The sequence below is a fragment of the Sphingobium fluviale genome (genome assembly GCF_004122115.1).
Taxonomy (GTDB): Bacteria; Pseudomonadota; Alphaproteobacteria; order Sphingomonadales; family Sphingomonadaceae; genus Sphingobium; species Sphingobium fluviale.
The window spans coordinates 87532-110424 of the sequence record NZ_SBKP01000002.1 but is presented as its reverse complement, the minus strand read 5'-3'; the positions used below and the strand labels follow the sequence as shown (position 1 = coordinate 110424).

22 protein-coding genes and 1 pseudogene are annotated in these 22893 nt (G+C 62.8%); 3 read left to right on the top strand and 20 right to left on the bottom strand.

The features are described 5' to 3' along the window. Positions 1-175: 175 nt before the first annotated feature. The 13 genes and pseudogenes from EQG66_RS02945 to EQG66_RS15255 all read right to left on the bottom strand — a co-directional run bounded on the left by EQG66_RS02945 (position 176) and on the right by EQG66_RS15255 (position 7288). The gene (locus EQG66_RS02945) at positions 176-880 is read right to left on the bottom strand and encodes a lytic transglycosylase domain-containing protein (RefSeq protein WP_129403058.1); all 705 of its coding nucleotides are present in this window, start codon (positions 878-880) and stop codon (positions 176-178) included. Between the two features lie 4 nt (positions 881-884). Further along, positions 885-1232, bottom strand: a complete 348-nt coding sequence (locus EQG66_RS02940) for a DUF736 domain-containing protein (RefSeq protein ID WP_129403057.1) — start codon at positions 1230-1232, stop codon at positions 885-887. A 107-nt stretch (positions 1233-1339) separates the two neighbouring features. Continuing rightward, positions 1340-1858, bottom strand: a complete 519-nt coding sequence (locus EQG66_RS02935) for a S26 family signal peptidase (RefSeq protein WP_129403056.1) — start codon at positions 1856-1858, stop codon at positions 1340-1342. Beyond that, positions 1855-2376: a DUF2840 domain-containing protein gene (locus EQG66_RS02930; RefSeq protein ID WP_129403055.1), complete on the bottom strand. Its 522-nt coding sequence runs from the start codon at positions 2374-2376 to the stop codon at positions 1855-1857. Before EQG66_RS02930 ends, EQG66_RS02935 begins: the two co-directional genes overlap by 4 nt. A 304-nt stretch (positions 2377-2680) precedes the next feature. Next, positions 2681-3496, bottom strand: a pseudogene (locus tag EQG66_RS02925) (replication initiator protein A); the annotation flags it as partial. A gap of 17 nt (positions 3497-3513) precedes the next feature. Beyond that, complete coding sequence (locus EQG66_RS02920) at positions 3514-3795, bottom strand: helix-turn-helix transcriptional regulator (protein ID WP_129403053.1); 282 nt, start codon at positions 3793-3795, stop codon at positions 3514-3516. Between the two features lie 138 nt (positions 3796-3933). Then, positions 3934-4449, bottom strand: coding sequence for a DUF2285 domain-containing protein (locus tag EQG66_RS02915; RefSeq protein ID WP_129403052.1), 516 nt, complete (start codon positions 4447-4449; stop codon positions 3934-3936). After that, positions 4400-4687, bottom strand: coding sequence for a transcriptional regulator domain-containing protein (locus EQG66_RS15410; protein ID WP_268249033.1), 288 nt, complete (start codon positions 4685-4687; stop codon positions 4400-4402). Before EQG66_RS15410 ends, EQG66_RS02915 begins: the two co-directional genes overlap by 50 nt. Before the next feature lie 113 nt (positions 4688-4800). Then, positions 4801-5073 (bottom strand): DNA -binding domain-containing protein, encoded by a 273-nt coding sequence (locus EQG66_RS02905; RefSeq protein WP_129403050.1) that lies wholly within the window; start codon positions 5071-5073, stop codon positions 4801-4803. Between the two features lie 114 nt (positions 5074-5187). Further along, positions 5188-5442 carry a helix-turn-helix domain-containing protein gene (locus EQG66_RS02900; RefSeq protein WP_129403049.1) on the bottom strand — a complete coding sequence of 85 codons (255 nt, stop codon included), beginning with the start codon at positions 5440-5442 and terminating at the stop codon, positions 5188-5190. 196 nt (positions 5443-5638) lie between these two features. After that, positions 5639-5965 carry a DUF736 domain-containing protein gene (locus tag EQG66_RS02895; RefSeq protein WP_067733898.1) on the bottom strand — a complete coding sequence of 109 codons (327 nt, stop codon included), beginning with the start codon at positions 5963-5965 and terminating at the stop codon, positions 5639-5641. A gap of 576 nt (positions 5966-6541) precedes the next feature. After that, positions 6542-6982 carry a hypothetical protein gene (locus tag EQG66_RS02885; RefSeq protein WP_129403048.1) on the bottom strand — a complete coding sequence of 147 codons (441 nt, stop codon included), beginning with the start codon at positions 6980-6982 and terminating at the stop codon, positions 6542-6544. A 141-nt stretch (positions 6983-7123) separates the two neighbouring features. After that, complete coding sequence (locus EQG66_RS15255; protein WP_164975567.1) at positions 7124-7288, bottom strand: hypothetical protein; 165 nt, start codon at positions 7286-7288, stop codon at positions 7124-7126. 304 nt (positions 7289-7592) lie between these two features. Between EQG66_RS15255 and EQG66_RS02880 the strand changes: the two genes are divergently transcribed. Further along, positions 7593-8210 carry a plasmid pRiA4b ORF-3 family protein gene (locus EQG66_RS02880; RefSeq protein WP_129403047.1) on the top strand — a complete coding sequence of 206 codons (618 nt, stop codon included), beginning with the start codon at positions 7593-7595 and terminating at the stop codon, positions 8208-8210. A gap of 15 nt (positions 8211-8225) precedes the next feature. On the opposite strand, the gene EQG66_RS02875 is transcribed toward EQG66_RS02880, so the two are convergent. The 3 genes from EQG66_RS02875 to EQG66_RS02865 form a co-directional block, all read right to left on the bottom strand. After that, entirely contained in the window at positions 8226-9152 is a 927-nt protein-coding gene (locus tag EQG66_RS02875; RefSeq protein ID WP_129403046.1) for a DUF2493 domain-containing protein, read from the bottom strand. Positions 9153-9458: 306 nt separating this feature from the next. Next, complete coding sequence (locus EQG66_RS02870) at positions 9459-10493, bottom strand: DUF7146 domain-containing protein (RefSeq protein WP_129403045.1); 1035 nt, start codon at positions 10491-10493, stop codon at positions 9459-9461. Beyond that, a complete protein-coding gene (locus EQG66_RS02865) occupies positions 10493-14809 on the bottom strand; it encodes a strawberry notch family protein (protein ID WP_129403044.1) in 4317 nt (1438 codons plus the stop codon). The genes EQG66_RS02870 and EQG66_RS02865 overlap by 1 nt, the downstream gene beginning before the upstream one ends. A 184-nt stretch (positions 14810-14993) precedes the next feature. On the opposite strand from EQG66_RS02865, the gene EQG66_RS02860 reads away from it, so the two are divergent. Beyond that, positions 14994-15269, top strand: a complete 276-nt coding sequence (locus EQG66_RS02860) for an HU family DNA-binding protein (protein WP_129403043.1) — start codon at positions 14994-14996, stop codon at positions 15267-15269. 40 nt (positions 15270-15309) lie between these two features. On the opposite strand, the gene EQG66_RS02855 is transcribed toward EQG66_RS02860, so the two are convergent. From EQG66_RS02855 to EQG66_RS15500, 4 genes are all read right to left on the bottom strand, one after another. Continuing rightward, positions 15310-15954 carry an antitoxin of toxin-antitoxin stability system gene (locus tag EQG66_RS02855; RefSeq protein ID WP_129403042.1) on the bottom strand — a complete coding sequence of 215 codons (645 nt, stop codon included), beginning with the start codon at positions 15952-15954 and terminating at the stop codon, positions 15310-15312. Then, on the bottom strand, positions 15947-16462 hold the full coding sequence (locus EQG66_RS02850; protein WP_425470206.1) for a hypothetical protein: 516 nt from the start codon (positions 16460-16462) through the stop codon (positions 15947-15949). The genes EQG66_RS02855 and EQG66_RS02850 overlap by 8 nt, the downstream gene beginning before the upstream one ends. A gap of 22 nt (positions 16463-16484) precedes the next feature. Beyond that, a complete protein-coding gene (locus EQG66_RS02845; RefSeq protein WP_129403041.1) occupies positions 16485-18632 on the bottom strand; it encodes a ParB/RepB/Spo0J family partition protein in 2148 nt (715 codons plus the stop codon). Between the two features lie 130 nt (positions 18633-18762). Beyond that, on the bottom strand, positions 18763-19956 hold the full coding sequence (locus EQG66_RS15500) for a DUF932 domain-containing protein (protein ID WP_245987815.1): 1194 nt from the start codon (positions 19954-19956) through the stop codon (positions 18763-18765). 204 nt (positions 19957-20160) lie between these two features. Between EQG66_RS15500 and EQG66_RS02835 the strand changes: the two genes are divergently transcribed. Then, on the top strand, positions 20161-22887 hold the full coding sequence (locus EQG66_RS02835; RefSeq protein WP_129403040.1) for a class I SAM-dependent DNA methyltransferase: 2727 nt from the start codon (positions 20161-20163) through the stop codon (positions 22885-22887). Positions 22888-22893: the final 6 nt, after the last annotated feature.

Sequence of the window (22893 nt, the reverse complement as noted above, 5' to 3'; positions counted from 1 at the left end):
AGCACCTTGCCGATACCCGGCGCAATGTGTGCGAAGCCCGCAAAAACCTCGGAAAAGCAACCAACCGACCGGGGCACAACGTGCGCCCTTTTATCCTGCCCTCCTTCGGTCGTGGTGACAGTCTCCCCCGATCCTCCGCTATCGTGCGAGGCGATGCGATGGGCGGATGCATCGATCATCGAAGACCATCCCCCGCCGCCCGCGCTACAAACAGCCCATGCGGTTGCGGTTGAGCCGCAGGTTCGCTGGCCTGTGCAGGCTTGGCGAATTGCTGATCGGCGGTCCCGGTGGATGGCATGCTGGATGCTGCCGCGCGTGCAACGAAGATCGGTGAACGTGTCCAGGCAAAGCGATCGACCATGGCAATCGCGGTCGTATTTACCGCATCAGCCTGGCCAATCGCAGGTGAAACCACCGCGATATAGGCACGCGTTTCAGCGGGCAATGGTCTGCCCCTGAGCGCAGCTTCATAGCGCCCGGGACCGGCATTATAGGCAGCGATCCAGCCTGGCGATCCGTAGCGATCGAACAGTTCGCGGATATAGCCAGCGCCCGCGATGATGTTGTCATGCGGGTCGAAAGCATCCGCCCCCAATCGGTGTCGGGCGCGCAGATAATCCCACGTCGCAGGCATGATCTGCATGAGGCCCATCGCGCCCTTGGGCGAAACGGCGCGAGGCTTGCCGCGACTTTCCGCATGCATGATGGCGTGCAGCCAGGCGGGAGGAATCGCAAAGCGCGACGCGCCCTCGACAATGAATTCGCCGAATGGAACGCCGGGCATTCCGCGCTCGGCCGCAGCCGATTGCGCGAGCGTGGCGGTCGGTAAGAGGCAGAAGCCAATCAGGCCGGAAAGAGAAAGGAGTGCGGAGCGGCGCATGGCATCAATCCCGTGCATCGCGCTTGGAAAGACGATTCCATTGCAGCGACCAGGACACGCCATCGGCGCCGTCGCGGAACAGATTGGCGCGAACGGGCTGCGGGAGAGCGGGATCGTCGATGATCAGCGCGATGAAGTTGCCAGCGCGTTCACCTGTGCGTTTCCAGCCCGCACCGATCTCAGGTCCGACTTCCATGCCGTCGGCGTGGCGGAGGTGAACGCGATAATCCGGCGCATTGTCAGCATCGGATGGTTCGGCATGCACGATGTCGATTTCGCGGCAATGGGCGAAGGTATGGATGCGTCCGACAAAGCCGTCCGTCGTTTCAGTGAACGTGCCGATCTGTGGCATGGAGAATCTCCTTGGGTTGCAGGTTGAAATGCCGATTGGTGAGCAACGGCGCGGCCTGGCGATGGCGGTCAGCGCGCCGTTTGGTGGCCGTTTGCGCGCCAGACGAATTAGCCGCGGGCCGTTTCATCCGTGTAGATTGGCGTCGCTCGTCCGATGATCGAGCGCGCCGGGACCGGGCCGAAATAGCGGCCGTCGAGACTGTCCCGCACGGCGGAATTCATCAGGAAGACAGTGCCTGCGGAAATGTGGCGACAGCCCTGCCAAACCGGCAATCCGCGTCCTTTGCGGTCGTGATCGAGCGCCTCGCCAAAGACCACGCCATCAATGGTGATCGTGTTCGTCAGCCGACAGACGGTCTGTCCCGGCAATGCCGCAACATGCTTCATCAGCGGCACGCCCCGACCGAGATAGCCGCGCGCCGCCATGAAATCCGCCAGCGGCCGCGACGGTGCCACGGCGACCAGATCGCCAACGCGAAGATCATGCGGGGGTTCGAGATCGTAGAGACCTACTGGGACACTGGCCGACGCATTCCAGACGAGCCGGAGCGGCACAGGGAGGAACGACGCGATGCCAATTCCCAGCATGGAGAAATACGTCGTCATGACGTAACCGAAGCGGGTCATCCTTCGATCTCCTGGCGCTTGAGCCATGCCAGATGGCGCTCTGGCGTGTAGGCTCGCGGTGCCTGACCGACGCTCATCCGGTTCGCGACATGACGCCAGTGATCGGGGGCTACATCGCAGGCATCGAGGCCGACGGCTTCCACGTCATCGACCAGCTGAAGCACCTGGCAGACCTTGGTCCAGCCATCGACGGTCAGCAGGATTTCGCCGCCGGGGCGAATGAAGGGCAGCGTCTGATAGGCCTCACCGGGCGCCACGGTACGAACGATGTCGATCCGCGAGGCGATGGTGCCGAAGTCGTTGGCGGCCCAGCGAATGAAGCCGAAAACACTGCCCGGTCGATAGGAAAGCACGCGCCGTCGTCGATCAAGGATCTGCTCGCGGACATGACGGCCGAACCTGATCCAGTTCTCGATTCGCTGTTCGATGTGCGTTAGTTCGACATGGGTCAGGACGTCAGCAGAGCGGGCGAGCGGTGCAATGCCGTGCTGCTGGCCGGAGCTTGCGGCGCAGGTCATGATGGTTCTCCAGGAAAGTTGGGAAGTGATCGGTTCACGGCGCGCCAGCGGGAGATCGCCGCTGCCGCGCATTGACGGTGAGGCTGTTGCGGACCGTATCGATGAGGCTGCGCACATCGCGCGCGCGCTCTTCAAAGTTAGATTCTTGGTTAGAGTCTAAGTTACGGGCGCGAATTCGGCTTGCGCTGTCGAGACTTAACCCCTCATCGGGTTCCCGTTGGCACGAGCCTGAAGTTCCTGATGGCACGGGCCTTGCGGTTCCCGATGGCACGACGCCGTCCACAGGCTTTCCACCGGGCATCGCTGGTTTGAAGGCGAGCAGGGTCCTGCCTCGGGCCTCGACTTCGAGGAACAGGACGTAGCCCGGGAGCGGCTGGCGCCGGACGATGTCGCGAAGCTCGAACGCAAACCGCTTGAAGGGCGACAGGCTGCCGGATTTCTGGTGCAGATGGCGAAAGTCGAAGCGCCAGCCATGGCGCTGTTTACCGCCGTGCTTACGGACCAGGCGATATAGCCAGCGATCAAGCCCGCCGGTGAGATCGAAATAGGCTCGGTCGATCGTCAGCACGAGGGCCTCGTCGAGTACGGCCTGATAGAACCAGTCGGGCAGGATCAGTTCGATGCCGTCGGGACGCCCGTTGCTGTCCCGGCGCTCCTTCCATTCGTTAATCCAGGAAAAGCGGTGGCGCCGTCCTTCGGCATGCTGGCGAATGGACGTGGCGACGGTGGTCGATTGAAGCCGGTCCAGCGCGGCTTTCAGGCGCTGGTAGTCGCGCATGGACGTGCCGCGCCCGATGAACCGCAGCACTTCGTAGGGCGTTGCGACGATCAGCCGGGACGTTCGGAATCCCGCGTCGCGGGCCTCGATAATCTGGCTCGCAGCCCAGATCAGGATGTCCGCGTCCCAGATGGTCGCCATGCCATGATCCGGCACGGCCTCGACCCGGATCGAGACATTGCCGGCGGCAAAGTCGATCGGGGTGACGCGGTGGGTCTTGGACAGGGAGAAGAATGGATAGGCCATGAGATCCTGCGCGTCCCGGGGCGCGATGTCGCCAGGGATGGTGCGGAACAGATCGAGCTGTCCGTGCTCCGGAGGGGATTGGAGGCGGGGCGCCATGTGCAGATTGGCTGCGATCAGCGCGCGAGGCGGCCGGTCGTGGCAACGACATCGTCCGGATGCCACTTCGCCGGCAGCACGGTGCCTCGCGGGTCGGAGGTCGACGTGACGGCGCCGCGCTCAGCCCAATGCTGCAAATCGTCGACCGAGTAGACTACCCGGCCACCGAGCTTCTTGTAAGCGGGGCCAGTCCCGTAGGTCCGGTGCTTTTCGAGTGTTCGCGGCGAAAGGCTGAGAAACGCGGCCGCTTCCTTGGTGCGCAGATAGCGTGGCGGCAGAACGGCGAGATCGGGTCGCATAAGTCGGCCTTTCGTGGGCTTCGTTGGTGCCGTCGGAGATCGACGGCGGGCGAAGGCCACAATGGCGAAGCGAAATCGGCGAGTTGCAGCGGGATTTTGGTCCCTGCCAAATTCCCACATCAGCATTCGGGAGACGGTTCAGGACCGGCGCTTGTGCCTCAAGAGGTTCCGGTATCCGCCCGCGATCATTGCGCGGGCATCGCGCAGCAGCGCCATGACAGCATGGCGCGTGGAGGAGGCTTGCCATTCGTCGCGGCTGACCGGGCCAAGTCGAAACAAGGCCCTAGCAATGTCTTGCTGGGTGGCACCGTGGCGCGAACCATCGAATGCCTGAAGCATCCTGCGCGCCCGCGTTCGCTGCTGACGGGTCAGTCTGGTGTCGGGCGGGATCGCGCGACCGTGAAGAGCCGCCAGAAGGCGATGTGCGGCTTCGAGCCTGCCGAACCCGTCGAGGTTCAAGGGAATGACGGCCACCACTGGATTGGACGCAGAGGCCAGAAGTTGAATCTGAATGTGCTTGCCGTTGGCAAGCCGGACCATGGCCTCGCCATCACTTCCGGGGATCACGGCAGGCAAATGGTCACCGCCAGATCCGAAGTCCAGCTCAGGGGGAGCTTCTGCCAGAACGACGATGCTGGTGTCGTCCTGAGGCATCCAGAAAGCGGTGGCGGCAGCGTGATCCAGTGCGGGGTCGACCGCGAAATCGCAACCTCCAGCGCTGGCGGATCGCGTCCGTCAGCATGGCTATGTCGGCATCGTGTGCCGACAGGGCGTCGAAATCGCGGTTATACGCTTCGTTTCGTCGAAGCCATTCCCATGCGAGACCCGAGGCACTCATGCGTTCAACGGGCTCATAGCGTTCAGACGAACGCCATTGCGATGCATCCGGCATCATCACGATTCTCCCCGGCCTCAATCGAATACGGGAAGACGATGATTCCTTTCTGCGCTGGCGGTCGGAAGTCCCCATGTCGGCAACAGGTGATGCCGGAGCGGCATCACCTGCTAATCCGGCTGCCCCTTGCGCAGGAGTTCGCGATAGCCGTGCTCGGACATCCATTGCGCGCGCGCCAGATGAGCATCGTGGACCCTGCGGGACCGCACCGGATCAATTGCTGCATCGAGGCCGAAGAGAATGCGCGTGACCTCATGCCAGTCGGCCCCGTCCCGATGGGCATCCAGAAGCCGCAGGTACAGCACCATGTGCTCACGATCGTAGGAGGTGAGCTGTTGGCCTTGCGGCGGTTCATCAAGGAACTGCGGTGCAGACTCGTCCATCACCGGCCACCACGTTGTTCTGGGTGTTTTTGCGACTTTCCATCGGCCCTAGCATTGATCCAGGACAGCGGCTCGCAGATTTTTTCCGGTAGCGGAAAGAGACGACAGCCAGCCTCAAGGCCGGGCTGTTCGATCCCCTGGATGATGGAGCCGCAGAACACCTTCGCCCTTCTCCGTGGACAGGAGAACGACACCAGCGGATTCAAGCGCCCTGCGAACCTGATCGCGCGTGGTTTCATACACCTCGAGCCCGCTTTCGGATTCGAGGCGTTTGAGCGCGGTCAGAGAGACCTGGGCCTTGTCAGCGAGCGTCTCCTGTGTCCATCCCAGCAACGCGCGTGCGGCCCGCGATTGGCGAGCGGTGATCATGCATGATCGCCTCCCACCGCCGCGGATGAACGCGCCAGAACTACGACTATATTAGTCGTCCTTGCTGCAAATACCACCTCTATCCTGCGTCGATCGACCTCTTGAACCGCGAACTATTTGAGCGGTTGGCGGACCTGATTCGGCCGCCCGAATGCCAAAAGGCCCCGACCGTTCTGGTCGGGGCCTGACGGGGACCTCAGTCGCCCCGGCGACCGTTGGGGCGAGACCAGATGAGCGAGTAACCTTCGCCGTCTTCGTCGTCGAAGAGGTTGGCGTAGATCGGGGCGTTGAAGCTCGGATCATCGAGCTTGAGGCCCAGATAGTCGCGGCCCTCACCCGAGCGCTTGGACCAGGCTGCGCCGATTTCCGCGCGGCCGACCACGACCCGGTGGCTGGGGGCGTTTTCGCCGGTGGCGCGCAGGTCGGGGATAATGCGCACGCCCTTGGCCTGGACGCTGAGGGTGATGATGTCGCCGGTGAACTCGTTCGAGCCGGTCTTCTTGAAGGTGCCGATGGTAGCCATGAGAAATCTCCGTTCGTTCGTCTTCGAACCCGCACCATTGCGGCCTCGATGGCGATCGAGAGGCCGGAGACGACTGACGCCGCACAGCTCGCTGCCGCAGCGAAGCGCAGGACGGCGTGAAGCCAGCTTTCTTGTCTCGCGAGGAATGACGGCCTGGGCCGGCAGGGGAAGAAAGTTGGCGGAACGCTGTTGCGGCATAGGCGGTCGAGGCGCAGCCGATCTTCGGCCAGATCAGCCCATGACAGAGGCCGTTTGGAGCGGGCGCGAGCGATCAGATACGGGACATGCCTAGCGAGACCCCTTCAGCTTCAGACCGGCACGGCGGAACAACGCGATGATTGCTCCCGCGCCAGACATGTATGTGGGCAATAGAACGCAGCACGCTTCACAGGCAGCGGCCCGGGCCACGTTTCGTCGCATGCCGCCTCAATCGGGCAACCCTTCGAGTGTTCGGACAGTGCCGCAGACCATACAGGGTCCAGCTTGATGCGACTGTGCAGCCGAATATGCCGCTCTCGTCCAGCAGGACGGCAATAACTTTGCCTCGTCGGTCGCCCAGTGAGTTGCTGGGGCGCTTCAGGCGCTCGTCAAATGCCCCGACGACGGCCTGGTGCCTGCCATGCTTGCTACCCGAACGAATGCCGCGCAACCCACGGCGATCGCGCCGATCACCGAGAACAGCTGCTGCCAGGTTTCGGAGGGCATGGTGTGCTTCACGATGCCATGGGTGGCGTGATAGCCGGCCAGGATGGCAGGTGCGACGAAGACGAATGCGATCAGCAGCCTTGCCCAGGTCGTTCGCGCCAACATCAGCCCAATCTGCCCTACACCGAGCGTCAGGCCTGCCGCAAACAAGCCGGCGAGTATCGCACCAAGCAGGCCGGCGCCCGATTGGTAGGCCCATGCGCCAGCGCTCATGCCGACAAAAAGGGGCAGCGCGAACACCGCAAGCGTGAATAGCAACCAGCAGAAGAAGCCGATCGCCGCTATGGACAGCAAAATGCCAAGAATAATCATGGCGGTGGTCTCCCGTGAGAATTGGTCTAACGGTCGCGCCTCCACCACCACCGCGGCGCGTTTTGCACTATAGCGGAAGTCAGTCCCGATAGGGAGCGGAAACCGTTACAGTTCCCGCTCCGCGTGAGCGGTTGGATGCGGTCAGACCGCGAAGGGATCGATTTCTGCGATGACTTCGGCATCGTGATCGAATTCGGTGGCCGGTACGACCGACAGGCTGCCGTCACCGGCGCGGAAAATGACGATGGCGACCATCAGGGTGGCGGCGAGGCTGAAGGCGAAAGCTTGCGCGTCGTTGAGGGACATCGGACCTGCTCCTGTTCGAAGCGGAGGCTCATCCCCCGCTGACAGGCGCCCGAAGTGACCGGGCAAGGGCTGCAATCACCGCGCTGGCGCAGTCAGTGCGGCGGCACGCTTTGCGTAGTCCGACCCTTTACGGGTTGATGGCGTCAGGCTCTTGGCAGGGCCAAGGATCAGCGCATTTGAAGTGGGGGCTGCGCAGTTGCCGAATTGGGCGCATTGGCTGAGACTCAAAGTGCAAGTGGAAATTGCGCACCTCGCATCTGTGACAAGGCTTGACGTCGCCCACCTGCGAAGGCTTGTTGCCAGTATGTTCAAACCCTTCAATGCCATTCAGATTCGTGTTTCGATCGACGACATTGAGCCTCCGGTCTGGAGGCGTATGATCGTCCCGATTCACTGGAACCTCGAACAACTCCACCTGACGATCCAGGCCGCGTTCAACTGGTGGAATTACCATCTGCACGAGTTCCAGATCGGTGGCCTGCGTTTCGGCGATGCTGCCGCTGCCTACGAAGGGTCCTGCGAAGACGACCCGCAGGTTTTTGAGCAGGCCGACGTTCATTTGCGGGACTTTACGCGAGCAGGAGCCAGCTTCAAATACCTCTATGATTTTGGCGACAGTTGGTCGCACACTGTCGAATTGGAACAGTGGCTTTCCCTCGATGCTGCACCGAAAAAAGCCCGATGCGTGGACGGCGCGCGTGCTCGCCCGCCGGAAGATGTTGGCGGCATTCCCGGCTATGAACGGTTTCTTGAAATCATGGCCGACCCCGGTGACCCGGAGCATCGCGAAACCAAGCAGTGGTGCGGTGGGCATTTCGATCCTGATTGGTTCGACCTTGCGATCGTCGACAAGGACGTCGGCTATGCGCTGAAACCTAATGTGAAGCGACGCTTGCACCAGCCAAAACCTCGAAAGGGGTAGTATCGTCGGCGGCGCTTACGCGCCGCCCGAGCCGAACCGGTAGACCGGAATTCCGAGCTTGCGGGCCTTGTCAGCGAGATTGTCCTGAATGCCCGTGCCAGGAAAGATGATGACACCGATCGGCATGACGGCGAGCATTTGATCGTTGCGCTTGAACGGTGCGGCCTTCGCATGCCTGGTCCAGTCCGGCTTGAACGCAACCTGCGGCACCTTGCGGGTATCAGCCCAGCGCGAAGCAATCTTCTCGGCGCCTTTGGGAGTGCCGCCGTGCATCAGCACCATGTCGGGATGCTTGGTCCGGATCTGGTCGAGCTTGGCCCAGATCAGATGATGGTCCGTACTCTCGCCTCCGGAAAATGCGATCTTTGGCCCGGCGGGGAGAAGGACTTCGCTTTCGGCGCGCCGCTTGGCATTGAGGAAATCCCGGCTGTCGATCATGGCGGAGGTCAGGTGACGATGGTTGACCATGGAGCCCGAGTGCGGTTTCCAGCTTGATCGGGTTTGCCGCTCGAAATGTTCGGCGGCCTGGTCGCGCATCAATTCGAAGGCATCGCGCCGTTCGAGGAGACTCTGTCCCTGAGCGGTCAGGCGTTCCAGTTCGACCGACTTCACCTCGCTGCCGTCCTGCTCGCTCTGGAGACGGCGTTGGCCCACCTCATTGTCGTCGAGTTCGCGTTCGATCCGTTGGCAGGCGCGGTGAAAGAGGTTGACGGTCGACCATAGAAGGTCGTCGAGGTCGGGCTCGAGGCGTGTGTCTTCTAGGCTGGAAATCAGGGCGTCGAAGATGTCGGCGACGGCACCGGCCACACGATTGCCTTCGGGCAGCGGGCGGGGATCGGGTTCATCCTCGAAGGGGCGGTAGCCGTAGAGCTGGAGTTCCTGCAAAACATGGTCGGTTGGGGAAGAGTTGTGATGCGGTTCAAAGTAGTCGTGCTCGTCCATCTGATGCTCCATCGATTGGACCGCGCCCTCGCGGCCTTCATGGCGATGAAGCCCACGAACGGGCTGGTTCTGCACCCGTAAGGGCCGGAGCGAACGCGGAGGATGGCAAAGGCCTGCTATTTTGTTTCGCGATGGAAAGGCGCGGCCCCCGCGCCGCCGGAAAATAGCTGGCCGCCGCCATTGCCGGACCAGAACGCTTGTGGGTCTATCGCCCTCTCGAAGGCCGGGCGCGACCTCTGTCGATGGTAAGACCTATCCCGGATGGCTACGCCTGCATCGGACCGCACAAGCCTGCCGTGCCGTGGGTCAAGCAGCGGAACTCAGGAAACGCGCAACATCCTGCGGGGCGAATTGGTCCCGGATGCGTGCCCGCAGCGTGTCGAGGCCGTGCGTGCACAGATCCTCGTTGAAATCCCCGAGTGCCGGCGACAGCACGATCGTCTCGATCCCAACCGCATTGGCTCGTTCGACCAGGCTATCACGCGCCCAGTCTCCGGCCGGGTCATTGTCGCGGATGATGTAGAGGCGGCGCAATGCATCAGGGAACGCGATGGCAGCAAGGTGCGGTGCTGAGAGGGCTGCCGCCATGGCCATGTCACGTGCGGCTTCGCGAACCGATAGCACGCTTTCGATGCCTTCACCGGCGGCCATGACGTCGCCGGGTACGCCAAAGCGAACCGCGTGGCCAAGCAGCTCTCCCATTGCCTTGCGCGGCGTGTCGATGGGCGCCTTGTCCTTTCCATCGGGTGCAAGCCAGGTTCGATGAACCCCGGTGATCTGGCCATCGAGATCTGTGACGGCGGCGATCATCGCTGGCCAGGTCTGGGTCATCTCATCGGTCTCTGGCCGATAGTAACATCGGGGATGGAAACGCAGGCTTGCTGGTCCCGGGAGATATGCAATGCCGCGACGTCGCAAGTAGGTGCCGGCTACTGAACTGCCGATCGGCTGCGATATGGCAAAGAGCCGCTTTGCAGCCTCAACCGAACCTGATGAGACACGCGGCAACTTGTGCCGCAACGGCGCGGGTTCAGGATGTGGCACGCTAAGAAAGGCGCGTGCTTCCTGGACAACATCGACAAATTCGGTGAGGTCCCGCGCCAGCCGAATCAGGTCGAGCAAATCACCGTGCTCGCCGGTCGCGGCATCCTGCCACTTCCCCGCAGGGCCTTTGGCAGAGTCATGGAGCCGGACGAAAAGGGAGCGTCCCGGTGTGTTGTTCGCATCGCCAACCAGCCAGTAGTTGCCGTGCTTACGGCCGGTATTGAGGTAACGGCGGCACACCGCCTCGGCCTGGCGGCCGAGACAATGAGCAAGGTCGCCTGCATCCATCCGCGCCATCAGGCTGCCTCCCGCTCGGACACGCGCGAGGCCGGATAGGTATCGAGCAAGCGGGCGAGAATGGCGACGCCGGTGGTGCCGATGGGGACGAAGAAACGGAGCTTCCAGGAGATGATCTCCGTGAACAGGCCGTATGCGCGCAGGCGCTCGCGCATCGCCTCGGTAAAACCGGTCAACTCGAGGCGGTTCGCACCCATGACCCTGGTCCGCCGCAATTGCAGACCTTCGGCGAGATCGATGATCGTCTGCCCATCAAGAAGGGCTGCGTAGGCAGCATCGGCAGTCAGGTCGAGTTCGCCGACGGTGCTTGCATTTGCCGCCCATGCCGATGAAACGCGACGGCCAATGATACGTTCGCCCTCATCGGTCTGAAGCCGATAGACCCGCGTCGATTCGTCGGGCAGTCGTTTCCACACCGGGAGGAGCAGGCCGGCTACGATGTGGATCGTGCTGTCCGTATAGGTTGGCACCTCGGCCAGTTCTCGCTGCCAGACTTGGGCGAAAGCATCGCGGTCGACCTCCTCCCAGTGGCTGTCGGCCATCGCGGCGAGCGAGGCGTGATGGTATTCCATAGGGCGGATCAGGCGAACGCGGCGCTCGATTTCACCATCGTCGAGCATCAACGATGGCGCCGGAACCTGCACGGCCGCGCGACCGGACTTGCCGTTGACCAGCAATCGGCCATGGTCATTTTCGAGCCAGGTCAGCGCATCGCCAAGCGACATGGGCCGATTGCGCTCGCGCTGGGTGATGGTCAGCAGGCGCGTTTGCGCGCCGGTTGCCGGATGGGTGTAGATGCTTACCCGATCCGTGACGACGAAGCTCTCTGCGGTCAGGGTTTCGAGGCCCAGATCATAGGTGCCGCTGGCGATGGCGCCGGCAACCTTGGTGTCGAGCAACTGCTCGAATGCCGTGAAAAGGATACCCTGCAACTCGATGGTCAGGGCCAGAAGCCTGTTGAGGAAGGTTGTGATCGGCGGCAATTCGTCCTTGATCCCGTTGGTGTCCGTCAGCTTGAGACCCGTGGCGCTCTCGAACCGTTCGAGTGAACACCCGTCGATCTTGCCGCGAACCACGAGCAGATAGAGCTGGCGAAGCGCGGCACGGGCATAGGGGCTTTCGAGATTGTCTTCGGGCCGAAACAGGCCCTGGCCGCCCGTCTGACGTTGACCGCGCGTGATGGCACCGAGCGTGTCGAGCCTGCGCGCGATCGTGCTGAGGAACCGCTTCTCGGCTTTCACGTCCGTCGCGATCGGACGGAAAAGCGGTGGCTGCGCCTGGTTGGTTCGATTGGTGCGCCCCAGACCCTGGATTGCAGCATCGGCCTTCCAGCCCGGCTCGAGGAGATAGTGAACGCGCAGGCGCTGGTTCCGAGCGGACAGATCGGCATGATAACTGCGCCCTGTTCCCCCGGCGTCGGAGAAGACGAGGATGCGTTTGAGGTCGTCCATGAAGGCTGCCGTCTCCGCCAGATTGGCGCTGGCCGCCCGGTTTTCGACCGCGAAGCGCTCACCCTTGCGCACAATCCGGCGCGACCGGCCGGTGACTTCTGCGACCATCTCCGTGCCGAACCGCTGAACGATCTGGTCGAGCGCGCCGGGAACGGGTGACAAGGACGCAAGGCGTTCGATGAGATCGTCGCGGCGCGCCACCGCCTCACAGCATTCGACCGGTTGGCCATCCCGAACGACGGGACGTGACGCCAGGTTACCCTCGCTGTCGGTATAGGGCTCGTAGAGCTGCACCGGGAAGGAGTGCTGCAAATAGGACAGAACATATTCGCGCGGCGTGATGTCGACGCGCACGTCACCCCATTCCTCGGTCGGGATTTCGGCAAGGCGACGCTCCATCAGCGCCTCGCCGGTCGACACGATCTGAACCACCGCGCAATGCCCGGCCTCCAGATCCCGCTCGATCGAGCGGATCAGGGTCGGCGTCTTCATCGACGTCAGGAGGTGGCCGAAGAAGCGCTGCTTGACCGACTCGAAGGCGCTGCGCGCGGCGGACTTGGCCTGCCGGTTGAGCGTCCCGTCGCTTCCGGTGATATTTGCCGCCTCCATCGCCGCATCCAGGTGGTTGTGGATGATGGCGAACGCACTGGCATAGGCATCATAAATGCAGCGCTGATCGTCGGTCAGCTGATGCTCGACCATCTCGTATTCGACGCCCTCGTAGGACAGAGAACGCGCGGTGTAGAGGCCAAGCGACCGCAGATCGCGGGCCAGGACCTCCATGGCCGCGACGCCGCCGTCCTCGATCGCTTCGACGAATTCCGCGCGGGTGGCGAAGGGGAAGTCCTCGCCGCCCCAGAGGCCGAGGCGCTGGGCATAGGCCAGGTTGTGGACGCTGGTGGCACCGGTTGCCGAGACATAGACGACACGGGCATTGGGCAGCGCATGCTGAAGGCGCAGGCCTGCACGCCCTTGCTGGGAAGGAGCGACGTCGCCGCGTTCTCCTTTGCCGCCACCGGCATTTTGCATGGCATGGCTCTCGTCGAATATGATCACGCCGTCGAAATCGGCGCCTAGCCAATCCACGATTTGCCGGACCCGCGAAACCTTGTCTCCGCGTTCGTCGGAGCGCAGCGTGGCATAGGTTGCAAACAGGATGCCTTCCGACAAGCCGATCGGCTTGCCCTGCGCGAAGCGGGACAGAGGAGTAACGAGGAGGCGTTCCATGCCCAGCGCCGACCAATCGCGCTGTGCATCCTCGATCAACTTGTCGGACTTGCTGATCCATACTGCTTTTCGGCGGCCCTGAAGCCAGTTGTCGAGAATGATCCCGGCCGATTGACGCCCTTTGCCCGCGCCGGTCCCATCGCCGAGCATTAAGCCCCGACGAAACCGGACCGTGGCCGGCGCACCTTCTGGCGCTGCCTGCACGAGGTCAAAGGTCTCATCGACGGTCCATGAGCCCGCAAGGTAATCGCCATGTGCTTCGCCAGCATAGATCACGGTTTCTAGCTGCGCGTCGGAAAGCAATGTATGGATGTTGACCGGCAAGCGCGGACGGTAGCTCGGTTTGGGGGGCGCGACCGATGCCATCGCGGCGGACTGCACCAACTTGGTCGGGTGGGGCTGCGAGCCGGGGATGCAGATCGATTGAAGCGCGTAGCCTTCATAGAGGCCATCGCTCATTCGCGTATCTTCGGGCGACACCCAGTCGATGGTCTCGTAAACTAGCTCGGCGCTCTTCGGATCGGCGGCGACATTGCCGCGTGGAGATTTCTGCGCGGACCGACCGAGATAGCCGCGCACCGATCTGGGCATGGTGGCGACCGCAGATGCTGTTTCCCCCGGCAGCGTGACGGAAGGCCGCGGCGGAACGCTGGTTGTAATCCACTCGAGGAGCGTGGCGACATCGGGTGCGATCCCCTGCGATGCCGGAAATACTTGGGGGTCGGCTGCCGGCAACTTGTCGATGACGGTCAGACGGGTCGGGAAGGTCGTGCCGTGCCGAGCATAGACCGAGCCTGCGATTGCGCAGGTGAACACGACGCGGGCGCGGGCCTGTAAACCGGCAAAGGCACCCTTCCAGTCGGGAATGTCCGGCCCGACGTTGGCGCCGGTGATGGCGACCAGCCTGCCGCCGGGAGCGAGGCGGGCAAGAGCCGACGCGATGTGGCGAAAGCCTGCTTCCTGAACGCGGCCGGTGACATGGGCCATGGCCGAAAACGGCGGGTTCATCAGCACGACCGAGGGGATTGCGCCGGCATCGAGGTGGTCGTCGATCTGCGCGGCATCGAAGCGCGTGATGCGCGTTGCCGGAAATAGGCTGGCCAGAAGCTCGGCGCGCGTGTCCGCCAGTTCGTTGAGGATCAATGATCCACCGGCCATCTGGGCGAGGATCGCGAGGAGCCCGGTGCCTGCCGATGGTTCGAGGATGTAATCAGCAGAGGTGATGGCGGCTGCGGTCAGTGCTGCAAGTCCGAGCGGGATCGGCGTCGAGAACTGCTGGAGCGCTTGGCTTTCCTCCGATCGCCGGGTGTGCGTAGGGAGAAGGGCGACGATTTTGGTAAGTGCCGAGAGCCGGGCTTCAGGCGTTGCGGCCTTGCGGAACAAGGCTGTGCCATACTTGCGCAGGAACAGCACCGTCGCGACTTCGCAGGCCTCGTAGGCGAGTTTCCAGGTCCAGGCGCCCGATGCGTCGGACGCACCGAAGGCTTCCTCCATGGCGCGACGCAGGCAAACCGCGTCGATTTTTTGCCCTTGCTCAAAATAGGGCAGCAACTGCTCGGCGGCAACAAGGACGGCGGTAGAGCGGCCGTGCGGGCGTGTCGCCGCCGGATTACCGGCAACGGCGGTCAGGATGTTCATGGCAGAAGACCTCAGATGAGAGCGGGACGGGGCAGCCTCGCGGAGCACTCTCTAAGCCGCGCGGGGTCACCCCCTTCCGGCGTCCCTCTCCCTCTTCCTGCCGCCATGGGCATGTAGGAATGGATTTGGCCCGGCCGTGCGGCTAATCGGGCCGCCTCATCAATTCACGAAAGACGCTTTCATCATGAACAATTCTGATCTTGCCGACGCTCTAGCCGCTGCGAATGGCCTGACCAAGGCCGATGCCCGCAAGCTGGTCGACGACGTGTTTGCCGCGATTGCGGATGCTGCAGCCAAGGGCGAGGAGATCGCGATCAACGGCTTCGGCAAGTTCAAGATCAAGGACACGCCCGCACGCGAAGGCCGCAATCCCTCGACCGGTGCGACCATCCAGATCGCGGCCTCGAAGAAGCTGACCTTCGCGGCGGCAAAGGCAATCAAGGACAAGCTGAACGGCTAAAGGCCCGGCCGGCGTCCAATCACATGGGCGCCGGTCACGGTCAGCCGAACCGCTGGCCTGCGCCGGTAAACGTGTAAGCGTTGGCGCAAATCACCGCGTCGACGCTTTCGTCTGACGAGAGGTGCTCATACTCAGCTTCGAGCTGACGGTAGAGCCAGCGGGCAAGATCGCGCAGCGCCTCGATCACGATATCTTCCGCGCCGCCCGTCACCGCCTGATAGGTCGCGCTGTCACGCCCGACGGCGATCTCCATGCAGTATTCGTGATAGTAGCGGCCGTGATGGCGGACCTCTGCCCGCAGCTGATAGAAGTTCGATCGCTGGGCGGCCTGCAAGGCATCGGCAATCTGGTGGAGCACCGCGTCCTTCGGCGCATAGTCGCGGATATTTGCCGAGGCCTGACGGGCATAGGCATAGTGCCCTTCGAAACAGGCGCCATCGCCCTGGCTCCAGAACCCGCTGAAATAGATGCAGGGGGCGGCCCGCGAGCCGCCGCCCATGAGGCGCACCGGTCGGGTCCGGAGCGCTATGCCGAGGATCGCGCAGATTTCCTCGAAATCCGCGTAGACGCCGTCGTACCAATCATAGTCGAAGCCGCCTTCGCGATACCACGCGCGCGCGGCCTCTTTCGCGGGCTCGTCCAGTTCAGCGAGCTGATAGACGGTGGTCTCGATGATCTCAGACATCGCCGTCACTCCCATCGAGGACTGAGGCTAGCCACCCGTCCGTGTAGGTCCAGGCGACGGTCTTGCCGGTCGCCAGATCGAGGACGTGCGCGCCGCCGCCGAACCCGTTGAGGCGCGGCCTGGAGCAAGTGTTGGCGTACTGGAAGCCCCAGCGCCCGGTCAGATGGAACTGTTCGGCGCAGCATCGCACGAACGCGATGACCCGCTCGGGGTCGCCGGTGCCATCATCGCGCATCCACAGCGCAGTGCCGCCGTGTTCGGGCTGAATCGAGAGGAGAAAGCCCTCGGACGGCGGCTCTTCTGAAGCGCCTTCCGCAGACAAGCTGTTGTAGAGCGCGAGCGCCGCGGCGGCATTATCGGGCGTGCCGACATCGAGCAGGCACGAGAAATGGGTGAAATAGTCGGCCATGGGAGTCTCCGGGCACGGGGCTAGGCCCGGCGCAGATGTGCTGCGCGGGCTAAGCTCGGTGCAGTTGGGGATGTGAAAATGCGCACGGAGAGCGGGCAATGCCGCCCTCCGTGCGCAAGGTTCATTCGGCAGCGATCGAAAGCGCGTCTTCGTCGTCGCCTTCGGCCGGCTCCTCATCATCATTGTCGTCGTTGAGGAAGGCCGGGAGCGCGGCATCGCCCTCGCCCTGGTCGGCAGGCGCAACACTGGCGGCGGCCGTCTCGTCGGGCTCGGCGAGGCGCAGCGGCTCGGGGAGCCAACCCGAATCGGCAAGCAGGCGCTCGGCCTCCTTCGCCATGTCGCCCTTCTTCATGTGATCGATGAGTTGAGCAGCCCGATCGCCGGCGCCCTCGCGCACGGCTTCGAGGATGCGGGCCTTGGTCACGCGGCCGAGATAGTTGCCGACGGTCGGTCGCCATCCGACTTGCACCATATCGAGCCCGGTTTCGCGCGCGAGGCGGTCCGCCTGGTCGAGGCGCAGTTGCAGGCCGTGTTCGCTGACGCCTGAACTGCTGTACGGATTGGGCCGCTCGTAGAGGGCGTTGACGCCGTAGCTGACGCAGTGGGCGAGGAGCGCCATGCGGTCGACGTCGCCGAGACCTGCCAGCCAGTCCCACAAGCTGGTATTGTCAGCGGGGATGCGGTTCTTCCAGAGCTCGTTGCGCTCATCGACCGACTTGACCGACTGGCTGCTACCGAGGTCGTCGGCCTGCGCGGGGAAGAAAATGTGCCGGACCTGGGCTTCCAGCGCGCCATTGGCGGAACGGTGGTGGAAGGCGTCCGAAACCAGCTTGTGCAGCAACGCGGTCATCGCGATGTGCGGGTTCTGGGCCACGGCGTCACGCAAGGCGAGCGTGCGGTGAGCGGTCAGTTCGATGACCAGGCGTTCGGGCAGCGGCTTGATGCCGTCGTCCTCTTCCTCGTCGATCGGGGCCGGCTGGCCCCCGAAATTGACCACTACCGGCCTGACGGCAAGGGCGCGCGAGGTATCGCCTTGTGTGCCATCGACCACGCCTTCGACATCGGAGACGGCTTCGACGGGTGCCTCATCCTCGGGGCGGACATAACCGCGATCGGCGATCAGCGCGCCATCGGAATCGATGGTGACGAATACGCCTGCGATTGCAACGTCGGCGGGATCGTAGCGCATGGGCCGGTTGTCGAGCGCCTCGAGCGCGGCCTCGATTTCGCCGAGCCGCTGGTCGATTTCGTCGGGGAGCTCATCCGCATCCTCGTACTGCTCGGTCAGACTATCGAGTTCCGCCTGCAATCCGGCGCGGGTTGCCTGCTCCTCTTCGGTCATATCGATTGGTATGCCGACGATCTCGCGCATGCCGTGGGTCACGCCGTAGGGAACGCTGAGGCTCGCATCGACCCACTTCCAGCCTTCGGCGCCGATCCTGTCGGCCTCGGCGTGCAGCTTCTCGGCGACGAGCCGGTCGAGCAGACCCACATCCTGGAGCCAGCCACCATCGTCGGACTGGAAGAGATCGCGCAGGACGATGCCGCCCGCGGCTTCATAGGCATCGATGCCGACGAACAGCACGCGCTTGTCCGAGGCGCGGACAGTGGTCTCGGTGAGCATGCGGCGGATTTGCCAGGGCTCCTTCTGCCAGCTGTCACGGATTGCTTCCCAGATCTGTACCTGCCGGGCGTGATCTTCGGACACCGTGAAGGCCATGAGCTGTTCGAGCGTCATGCCATCCTCGGCGTAGATTTCGAGCAGGGAGGGGGCTGTGCTGGCGAGACGCAGCCGCTGCTTCACCACGTTGACCCCAACGAAGAAGGCTGCGGCGATGGCTTCCTCGGTCATGCCCTTGTCCCGTAAGGTCTGGAAGGCGCGGAATTGGTCGAGAGGATGGAGTGGTGCGCGTTCGATGTTCTCGACCAGCGAGACTTCATCGATGAGGACGTCGCTGGCGGCGTCGCCGACGACGCAGGGCACCGGCGTGGTGCGGGCGAGGCGCTTCTGCTTGGCGAGAAGTTCAAGCGCCCGATAGCGGCGCCCGCCCGCCGGCACCTCGAACATGCCGGTTTCGACGCCGTCGGTATCCAGCACGGGTCGGACATGCAGCGACTGGATGAGGCCGCGCCGGGCAATGGATTCGGCCAGTTCCTCAACCGACACGCCGGCCTTCACGCGCCGGACATTCGACTGGCTCAGCACAAGCTTGTTGAAAGGGATATCGCGCGAAGACGACAGGGTGATCTTCTGGGCAGCTGTTGGCATGGTGTTTACTCCGCGACGGGCTGCCGAGAGCCTCTCTCTCGACGCCTCAACCCGTCACGAAGCGAAGCGCCGCCCTCTTCCTTTCGAAGGGGCAGCGCAACGCAGGGAAACCGGCACCTGTCCGCCGGAATCAGTGGACCCGATCGAGCAGTTTCTTTGCCTTGCCCTCCATGTCCAGGCGGGCATCCTGGTGGGACTTGTTGCGAGCCAGCGCGGTGATGCCCTGTACGAAATCGAAGATCGATTCGGGTGGGCGACCTTCCTCGGCGAGCACGGTTTCGATGATCTTGCCCGTCTCGGCCTTGGAAAATCCGCGCTTACGCAGGAAATCACTGCGATCCTCGTCGTTGCGGGCAACGATGCGCTCGCGGGCGGCCTTGATGCCGTTCACGAAGGGCTGCGGAGAAGAGTTGGCAAAGCCTTCGAGGGCCGGGGCTGCCTCATGGGCGAACCGGTTGGCGGCATGTTTGCTGTGCCTGATGGTAATTTCCTCGAAATCCTCGACGCCCCAGAGGTTCCGGTTCTGGCAAACCGCGCGCAGGTAGAAACTCGCCATGCCCAGCGTCTTGGCACCGACCTCGGAGTTCCAGCAGTAGAACCCCCGGAAATAAAGATCCGGCGAGCCGTCGGGCAGTCGTCCGGCCTCGATCGGGTTGAGATCGTCAACCAGGAACAGGAACACGTCGCGGTCCGAGGCATAGAGGGTGGTCGTGTCGCGGGTGATGTCGACACGCGGATTGTAGATGCCGGTAGACCAGTCGAGCACGCCAGGGACCTTCCAGCGGGTATCGCCCGTGCCGTTACCGGCGATCTTCTGGACGGCTTCGACGAGTTCATGGTCGTAGATCCGACCATAATCAGGCCCCGTCACCGCGCGCAGTTCCACTCGGCCGTTGTCGGTCTCCAGCGTCTTGATCTGCTCGGCTCGATGCGAAGTCAGCCCGTATTGCAAGTTGATCGCCGCGAGCGGCGCGGGAAGCTGGCGCAAATAGGCGGCAGGTGCGCCAACCTGACTCGCCAATTGGCCGAAGCTCCAATGCGTCGGGGCGACGGGCGCGTCGGCGCCGGGGAGGACCAGCGACAGACGTTCGGGATCGTTGCGGTTCGCCTCGACATGGATGAGGGCCGTTTCCACAACACGGGTCCGGCTGCGCTCGGACCGGCCGCTCACCGAGCGGGCCAGATCACCCAGCGAGAGATAGCGTTCATCGTCGGGCCGCGAGAACCACTCCGACGATACGCGCCCCACGCGCTCTCCGCGCGATACATCAACCTTGTAGCCGCCGCTTGCGTCACGGCGGGCGTCGAGAACCTGCATATTCATGGGAAAACCTCCATGACGGGCGCCGAAAGCCTCTCTCTCAGCCCTGCTCCGTCACGGAATTTCTGGCCCGTCTCTCACTCTGAACGGGGCGTTGCGGGGTGTCCCCGCAGAAGGGGCCGGCAGAGACCTTGGCTCGGCCGCAGGGGAAGACATTCCCCATCTCGAAACTTGCGACATCACCAGGCTCCGGCGTAGTGTCACAGAATGAATGCAGTAGAGATCGAACAAGCTATTTCCGAATTAGCCGCGCAGCCTTTTGACCGCGCGGAATTTCCGTTCGCCTTCCTTGAAGCCTTCGGCAACAAGGCGACCACGATCAAGAAGCTGCGTCAGGGTGCCTCCAATGCATCTGACGTGTCGGGCGGCGTGCTCCAGCGCAGCAACATCCATATCGCGACCTGCGACGCGGGATGTGTCGACGGCACCCTCAAGGCGTTGCGCGACAGTCCGAAAACGGCGGCGGCCAAGGCCAAGTTCATTCTTGCGACCGATGGCGACCAATTCCAGGCCGAGGATCTCGCCAGCGGCGAGATCGTCTCCTGCGCCTACGCGGATTTCCCCGACCACTTCGGCGTGTTCCTTCCCCTTGCCGGCATCACCACCGTCAAGCAGATCCGGGAAAGCACGTTCGATATCCGGGCCACAAGCAGGCTCAACAAGCTCTATGTCGAGCTGCTGAAGGACAATCCGGAGTGGGCAACCGCTGAGCGGCGGCCCGACATGAACCATTTCATGGCCCGGCTGATCTTCTGCTTCTTTGCCGAGGATACCGACATTTTCCACGGCGAGGGCCTGTTCACGAGGACGGTCGAACAAATCAGCGCGAGGGATTCGTCCGACACGCATCATGTGATCAGCGAAATCTTCCGGGCGATGGACACTAAGCTCGCCGATCGCGCAGCCGCCAACATCCCGCGCTATGCCAATGGCTTTCCCTATGTGAACGGCCAGCTTTTTTCCGGCAGCACCGAGACGCCACGGTTCAGCCGGATCGCCCGGTCGTATCTGGTGCACATCGGCAACCTCAACTGGAAAAAGATCAACCCCGACATCTTCGGTAGCATGATCCAGGCGGTGGCTGACGACGAGGAGCGCGGCGCGCTCGGCATGCATTACACCAGCGTGCCGAACATCCTGAAGGTGCTGAACCCGCTGTTCCTCGACGATCTGCGCGAGAAGCTGGCGGAAGCGGGCGACAACCCGCGCAAACTCCTCAACCTGCGCAACCGGATGGCCAAGATCCGAGTGTTCGATCCGGCCTGCGGATCGGGCAATTTCCTTGTCATCGCCTACAAGCAGATGCGGGAGATCGAAGCCGAGATCAACGCACTGCGGGGCGAGCCCGACCGGCGCAGCGACATCCCGCTCACCAACTTCCGTGGCATTGAGCTGCGCGATTTTCCGGCCGAGATTGCCCGGTTGGCGCTGATCATCGCCGAGTACCAGTGCGATGTCATCTACCGCGGCCAGAAGGAGGCGTTGGCGGAGTTCCTCCCTCTCGATAGCCAGAACTGGATTTTCCGCGGAAACGCACTTCGGCTCGACTGGTTGAGCCTGTGTCCGCCGGCCGGAACGGGTGTTCGTGCACAAGCCGATGATTTGTTCGGCACCCCTCTGGCACAGTCGGAGATCGATTTTTCGAATGAGGGCGGGGAGACCTACATCTGCGGTAACCCGCCGTACATCGGTGACAAATTTCAGACCAGCGAGCAGAAGGACGATCTTAAAACCTTCAAAACTGGCCGACAGGACGTGCGGGCCGTCGACTACATTGCCGGATGGTTCTGGAAGGCTTCGGATTATATCAAGCACGGTGGGCGCTTCGCGTTCGTTTCGACCAACTCGATTTGCCAAGGTGTGCAGGTGCCGCTCATCTGGCCTCGCATTTTCCGCAATGGGCAGTGCATCTACTTTGCCCATGACAACTTCATGTGGGGCAACAACGCGGCGCGGAACGCCCAGGTCACCTGCGTAATCGTCGGCGTGACCGGAAAGGGAGAATCCAAGAAATTCATTTTCACGGACGAGACGCGCAAGGAGGTTGCGAACATCAACCCCTACCTGTCAGCCGCTGACACCGTCATCGTTGAGCGTTCATCCGATCCGGTCTCCAACGTGGCAACGATGTTCGGTGGCAACATCCCGAGGGATCGCGGAAACCTGCTGCTTTCCGCGCAGGAGAAACAGGAGCTGGTTCAGGCCTATCCGGAGGCGACCAAGCTGATCAAGCCGATCCTGGGCTCCAATGAATTCATCAATGGCTTGCAGCGCTATTGCCTCTGGATTTCCGACGAGGATGCCGAGCTAGCCTATTCCATTCCGCCGATCGCGGCGCGACTGGCGAATATCCGAGAGTATCGCCTGAACGGCAGCGAGCGCGGGCGCGCCGGCCTCGATACACCCTACAAGTTTGAGCGCACCATCATCGGCCATCATCAGACTATCGTGGTGCCGAGCGTGTCGTCCGAACGCCGTCCTTATCTGCCATGCGGCCTCCTCGAACCTGATGTGCGCGTTTCGAACCTTGCGTTAGCGGTCTACGACGGGCCGCTTTGGAATATGTCTCTTATCGCATCGCGTCTCCATTTGGTGTGGATCGCGACCGTCTGCGGTAAAATGAAAACCGATTTCCGCTATTCAAACACCATGGGCTGGAACACTTTCCCCGTTCCGAAGATGACCGAGCAGAACAAAGCCGATCTCACCCGCTGCGCCGAGGACATCCTGCTTGCGCGCGAGGCCCATTTCCCGGCAACCATCGCGGACCTGTACGATCCTGAAAAGATGCCGGAGAACCTTCGCCACGCGCATGAGCGCAACGACGAGGTGCTGGAGCGCATCTACATCGGCCGACGCTTCCGCAACGACACCGAGCGGCTGGAAAAGCTGTTCGAGCTCTACACCCGGATGACCAACGCGAAGGCGGCGTGACGATTA

What these genes read in the sequence shown, in the direction of transcription:
- EQG66_RS02945 (WP_129403058.1), bottom strand. Translation starts at nt 880, where the DNA reads ATGCGCCGCTCCGCACTCCTTTCTCTTTCCGGCCTGATTGGCTTCTGC.
- EQG66_RS02940 (WP_129403057.1), bottom strand. Translation starts at nt 1,232, where the DNA reads ATGCCACAGATCGGCACGTTCACTGAAACGACGGACGGCTTTGTCGGA.
- EQG66_RS02935 (WP_129403056.1), bottom strand. Translation starts at nt 1,858, where the DNA reads ATGACCCGCTTCGGTTACGTCATGACGACGTATTTCTCCATGCTGGGA.
- EQG66_RS02930 (WP_129403055.1), bottom strand. Translation starts at nt 2,376, where the DNA reads ATGACCTGCGCCGCAAGCTCCGGCCAGCAGCACGGCATTGCACCGCTC.
- EQG66_RS02920 (WP_129403053.1), bottom strand. Translation starts at nt 3,795, where the DNA reads ATGCGACCCGATCTCGCCGTTCTGCCGCCACGCTATCTGCGCACCAAG.
- EQG66_RS02915 (WP_129403052.1), bottom strand. Translation starts at nt 4,449, where the DNA reads ATGCCTCAGGACGACACCAGCATCGTCGTTCTGGCAGAAGCTCCCCCT.
- EQG66_RS15410 (WP_268249033.1), bottom strand. Translation starts at nt 4,687, where the DNA reads ATGCCGGATGCATCGCAATGGCGTTCGTCTGAACGCTATGAGCCCGTT.
- EQG66_RS02905 (WP_129403050.1), bottom strand. Translation starts at nt 5,073, where the DNA reads ATGGACGAGTCTGCACCGCAGTTCCTTGATGAACCGCCGCAAGGCCAA.
- EQG66_RS02900 (WP_129403049.1), bottom strand. Translation starts at nt 5,442, where the DNA reads ATGATCACCGCTCGCCAATCGCGGGCCGCACGCGCGTTGCTGGGATGG.
- EQG66_RS02895 (WP_067733898.1), bottom strand. Translation starts at nt 5,965, where the DNA reads ATGGCTACCATCGGCACCTTCAAGAAGACCGGCTCGAACGAGTTCACC.
- EQG66_RS02885 (WP_129403048.1), bottom strand. Translation starts at nt 6,982, where the DNA reads ATGATTATTCTTGGCATTTTGCTGTCCATAGCGGCGATCGGCTTCTTC.
- EQG66_RS15255 (WP_164975567.1), bottom strand. Translation starts at nt 7,288, where the DNA reads ATGTCCCTCAACGACGCGCAAGCTTTCGCCTTCAGCCTCGCCGCCACC.
- EQG66_RS02880 (WP_129403047.1), top strand. Translation starts at nt 7,593, where the DNA reads ATGTTCAAACCCTTCAATGCCATTCAGATTCGTGTTTCGATCGACGAC.
- EQG66_RS02875 (WP_129403046.1), bottom strand. Translation starts at nt 9,152, where the DNA reads ATGGACGAGCACGACTACTTTGAACCGCATCACAACTCTTCCCCAACC.
- EQG66_RS02870 (WP_129403045.1), bottom strand. Translation starts at nt 10,493, where the DNA reads ATGGCGCGGATGGATGCAGGCGACCTTGCTCATTGTCTCGGCCGCCAG.
- EQG66_RS02865 (WP_129403044.1), bottom strand. Translation starts at nt 14,809, where the DNA reads ATGAACATCCTGACCGCCGTTGCCGGTAATCCGGCGGCGACACGCCCG.
- EQG66_RS02860 (WP_129403043.1), top strand. Translation starts at nt 14,994, where the DNA reads ATGAACAATTCTGATCTTGCCGACGCTCTAGCCGCTGCGAATGGCCTG.
- EQG66_RS02855 (WP_129403042.1), bottom strand. Translation starts at nt 15,954, where the DNA reads ATGTCTGAGATCATCGAGACCACCGTCTATCAGCTCGCTGAACTGGAC.
- EQG66_RS02845 (WP_129403041.1), bottom strand. Translation starts at nt 18,632, where the DNA reads ATGCCAACAGCTGCCCAGAAGATCACCCTGTCGTCTTCGCGCGATATC.
- EQG66_RS15500 (WP_245987815.1), bottom strand. Translation starts at nt 19,956, where the DNA reads ATGAATATGCAGGTTCTCGACGCCCGCCGTGACGCAAGCGGCGGCTAC.
- EQG66_RS02835 (WP_129403040.1), top strand. Translation starts at nt 20,161, where the DNA reads ATGAATGCAGTAGAGATCGAACAAGCTATTTCCGAATTAGCCGCGCAG.